This is a genomic window from Kitasatospora sp. NPDC001683, from assembly GCF_053596495.1.
In genome coordinates this window covers 1-3,639 of sequence record NZ_JBSFGK010000205.1, presented here as the reverse complement: position 1 = coordinate 3,639, position 3,639 = coordinate 1, and the positions used below count along the sequence as shown (strand labels likewise).

At 72.7% G+C, this 3,639-nt stretch carries 3 protein-coding genes and 1 tRNA gene; 2 read left to right on the top strand and 2 right to left on the bottom strand.

Annotation, left to right across the window (positions count from 1 at the left end):
- Positions 1 to 112 precede the first annotated feature (112 nt).
- Both pgi and ACWCYO_RS40375 read right to left on the bottom strand, forming a co-directional pair.
- Complete coding sequence (gene pgi / locus ACWCYO_RS40380) at positions 113 to 1,774, bottom strand: glucose-6-phosphate isomerase (protein ID WP_270146808.1); 1,662 nt, start codon at positions 1,772 to 1,774, stop codon at positions 113 to 115.
- A gap of 194 nt (positions 1,775 to 1,968) precedes the next feature.
- Complete coding sequence (locus tag ACWCYO_RS40375) at positions 1,969 to 2,379, bottom strand: hypothetical protein (RefSeq protein ID WP_449787019.1); 411 nt, start codon at positions 2,377 to 2,379, stop codon at positions 1,969 to 1,971.
- A gap of 194 nt (positions 2,380 to 2,573) precedes the next feature.
- On the opposite strand from ACWCYO_RS40375, the gene ACWCYO_RS40370 reads away from it, so the two are divergent.
- Both ACWCYO_RS40370 and ACWCYO_RS40365 read left to right on the top strand, forming a co-directional pair.
- A complete protein-coding gene (locus ACWCYO_RS40370; protein WP_449787018.1) occupies positions 2,574 to 3,482 on the top strand; it encodes an NADP-dependent oxidoreductase in 909 nt (302 codons plus the stop codon).
- A gap of 70 nt (positions 3,483 to 3,552) precedes the next feature.
- Positions 3,553 to 3,626: transfer RNA gene (locus tag ACWCYO_RS40365), tRNA-Lys, on the top strand.
- Positions 3,627 to 3,639: the final 13 nt, after the last annotated feature.

Here is a 3,639-nt window from a genome sequence, read left to right as displayed (position 1 = left end):
GCACAGACAGCCGGAAGGCCCTTCGCGAGAGCGAAGGGCCTTCCGGCGTTTCCGCGCATTCATGCAAGGGCGGGGCCGGGCAGCCCGCCGGAGCGGACGGCCCGGCCGGGGCTCAGCGGCCGCGCAGCGCGCGGTAGCGGGCGACCAGCTCGGCGGTGGAGCTGTCCAGCTGCTCGCCGCCCTCACCGGTGAGCAGCACCGGCTCGATCCGCTTGGCGAGCACCTTGCCCAGCTCGACGCCCCACTGGTCGAAGGAGTCGATGTTCCAGATCGCGCCCTGGACGAACACCTTGTGCTCGTACAGCGCGACCAGCTGGCCCAGCACCGAGGGGGTCAGCTCGGCGGCCAGGATGGTGGTGGTCGGGTGGTTGCCCTTGAAGGTCTTGTGCGGGACGAGCTCGGCCGGCACGCCCTCGGCGGCGACCTCCTCCGGGGTCTTGCCGAAGGCCAGCGCCTGGGTCTGGGCGAAGAAGTTGGCCAGCAGCAGGTCGTGCTGGGCGACCAGGCCGGGGAGCAGGTCGGCGACCGGCTTGGCGAAGCCGATGAAGTCGGCCGGGATCACCTTGGTGCCCTGGTGCAGCAGCTGGTAGTAGGCGTGCTGGCCGTTGGTGCCGGGGGTGCCCCAGACCACCGGGCCGGTCTGCCAGCCGACCGGGGTGCCGTCGCGGGTCACCGACTTGCCGTTGGACTCCATGTCCAGCTGCTGCAGGTAGGCGGTGAACTTGGACAGGTAGTGCGAGTAGGGCAGCACCGCGTGCGCCTGGGCGTCGAAGAACGCGCCGTACCAGACGCCCAGCAGGCCGAGCAGCAGCGGGACGTTCCGCTCCGGCGGGGCGGTGCGGAAGTGCTCGTCGACCAGGTGGAAGCCGTCCAGCATCTCGCGGAAGGCGTCCGGGCCGATGGCGATCATCAGCGAGAGGCCGATCGCGGAGTCGTAGGAGTAGCGGCCGCCGACCCAGTCCCAGAACTCGAACATGTTGGCGGTGTCGATGCCGAAGTCCTGGACGCCCTGGGCGTTGGTGGACAGCGCGACGAAGTGCTTGGCCACCGCCTCGGTGCCGGCGCCCAGGCCGTCGAGCAGCCAGGACCGGGCGGAGACCGCGTTGGTGATGGTCTCGATGGTGGTGAAGGTCTTCGAGGCGACGATGAACAGCGTCTCGGCCGGGTCGAGGTCGCGGACCGCCTCGTGCAGGTCGGCGCCGTCCACGTTGGACACGAAGCGGACGTCCAGGTCGCGCTTGGTGTACGGGCGGAGCACCTCGTAGGCCATCGCCGGGCCCAGGTCGGAGCCGCCGATGCCGATGTTGACCACGGTGCGGATCGGCTTGCCGGTGTGGCCCTTCCACTCGCCGCTGCGGACCCGGTCGGCGAAGGCGGCCATCCTGTCCAGGACGGCGTGCACGCCGGGGACGACGTTGACGCCGTCGACCTCGATGACGGCGTCGCGCGGGGCGCGCAGCGCGGTGTGCAGGACGGCGCGCCGCTCGGTGATGTTGATCTTCTCGCCGCGGAACATGGCGTCCCGCAGCTCGGCGACGCCGGTGGCGGCGGCGAGCTCGCGCAGCAGCTCCAGCGTCTCGTCGGTGACCAGGTGCTTGGCGTAGTCCACGTGCAGGTCGCCGACCTGCAGGGTGTGGGTGCGGCCGCGCTCGGGGTCGGCGGCGAACAGCTCGCGCAGGTGGGTCTCGCCCAGCTCGGACCGGTGCTTGGCCAGGGCGGCCCACTGCGGGGTGCGGTCGAGCGGGGTGCGGGCGTCGGCGCGGGTCTCCGACATCGGTGGGTCCTCGATTCATCTGGGTGCAGAAACCGGCAGGGCCAGGCGTGAGGGTGTGTTCGCGAGGTCGTGGCGGTACTGGTGGTGCGCCGACTCCGTTGACGGCCTGCCCGGGTTCAGCCTATGCAACCCCGGAGGGGGTCGCGCACATTCCGACCGGCGTGCGCGGACCGCCCGTCACTTCCGCCGGTCCGTCACTTCCGTTCCGAGCGCGGGTCCAGCCCGCGCAGCACGTGGTCGACCAGTTCCGGGTCGGCGCCGAGCTCACTGCGGGCGATGAGCATCTCGCGCCGGGAGGCGGCGATCATCTCCTGCTCGACCTCGGCGGCGGCCCGCCACTGGGCCTGGCGCTGCTTCGCCTCGGCGGCCTCCTCCTCGGCGTGGTTCTCCGGGCAGAGCCGGGCCAGCCGGTCGTGCTGACGGTCCCGCAGGCGGTCGGCGACCTCGGCGGGCAGCCGGTCCTGCTCCTCCAGTTCGCCGAGCTGCTTGAGCCCGGCCTTGGCGGCCCGCCACCAGAGTCGGCGCACGGCCTGCTCCCTGCGGGCGAGCGGCATGGTCACCACGGAGGCGAGCGGCACCATGAAGAACAGGGGCAGCTGGCCCACGGGGAGGTTCCTCTCGACGGCGGATCGGTGGCGGAATCGGCGACGGATCGGCCACAGACGGCTGAGCGCCGCCCAGGATAGATCTGACAATGCGCCCCATAGGTGGGGCGCGCCGAACCGGCGCTTGACCTCAAGCGCGCTTCAGGTTCGAGGATCGGGGACGTTCGACCAGCGAACCGGCGAGAGGAGTCCCCATGAAGGCGGTCACCGTACCGAGGCCCGGCGGTCCCGAGGTCCTGCGGGTCACCGAGGTGCCCGACCCCGAGCCCGGAGCGGGCGAGGTCCGGGTGCAGGTGTACGCCGCCGGGGTGCAGCCGGTGGACCTGGCGATCCGGGAGGGCTTCCGCCCGCCGGGACTGGTGGTCGAGTCGCCGTTCGTCCTCGGCAACGAGTTCGCCGGGGTGGTGGACCGGCTCGGGCCGGACGTCGACGGCTGGCGGGTCGGCGACGAGGTGCTGGGCTTCCGGATGCTGGGGTGCCAGGCCGAGCTGGTCACGGTGGACGCCGCCCAGCTGGTGGCCAAGCCCGCCGGGATGCCCTGGGAGCAGGCCGGCGCGCTCTCCGCCTCCGGCCAGACCGCCCACCTGGCGCTCGCCCTGCTCGGGGTCGGCCCCGGCGACACCGTGCTGGTGCACGGCGCCGCCGGCGGGGTCGGCACCGTCGCCGTCCAGCTCGCCGGGGCCCGGGGCGCCACCGTGATCGGCACCGCGAGCGAGCGCAACCACGACTACCTGCGCGAGCTGGGCGCGGTCCCGGTCACGTACGGCGAGGGGCTGGTCGAGCGGGTCCGCGCGGTCGCGCCCCAGGGGGTGGACGCGGCGTTCGACGCGGCCGGGCGGGGCGCCCTGGCGGCCTCCGTCGAGCTGGTCGCCGACCGGGACCGGATCGGCACCGTGGTCGACTACCCGGAGGCCGAGCGGCTGGGTGTCCGGGGGCTGCGGGGGCCGCGCACGGCCGAGCGGCTGGCCGAGCTGGTGCGGCTGTGGGAGGCGGGCGGGCTGCGGCTGGAGATCGCCGAGACGCTGCCGCTGGAGAAGGCCGGGGAGGCGCACCGGCTGGTCGGGACCGGGCATGTCCGGGGCAAGGTGGTGCTCACGGCCTGAGCGGACCGGGGCAGTCCGGGCCGATTGTGTGTTTCGGCCGCTGACCAGGTAATGTTCTCCACGTCAGCAGGCGCCGCTAGCTCAGTTGGTTAGAGCAGCTGACTCTTAATCAGCGGGTCCGGGGTTCGAGTCCCTGGCGGCGCACAGACAGCCGGAA

What these genes read in the sequence shown, in the direction of transcription:
- pgi (WP_270146808.1), bottom strand. Translation starts at nt 1,774, where the DNA reads ATGTCGGAGACCCGCGCCGACGCCCGCACCCCGCTCGACCGCACCCCG.
- ACWCYO_RS40370 (WP_449787018.1), top strand. Translation starts at nt 2,574, where the DNA reads ATGAAGGCGGTCACCGTACCGAGGCCCGGCGGTCCCGAGGTCCTGCGG.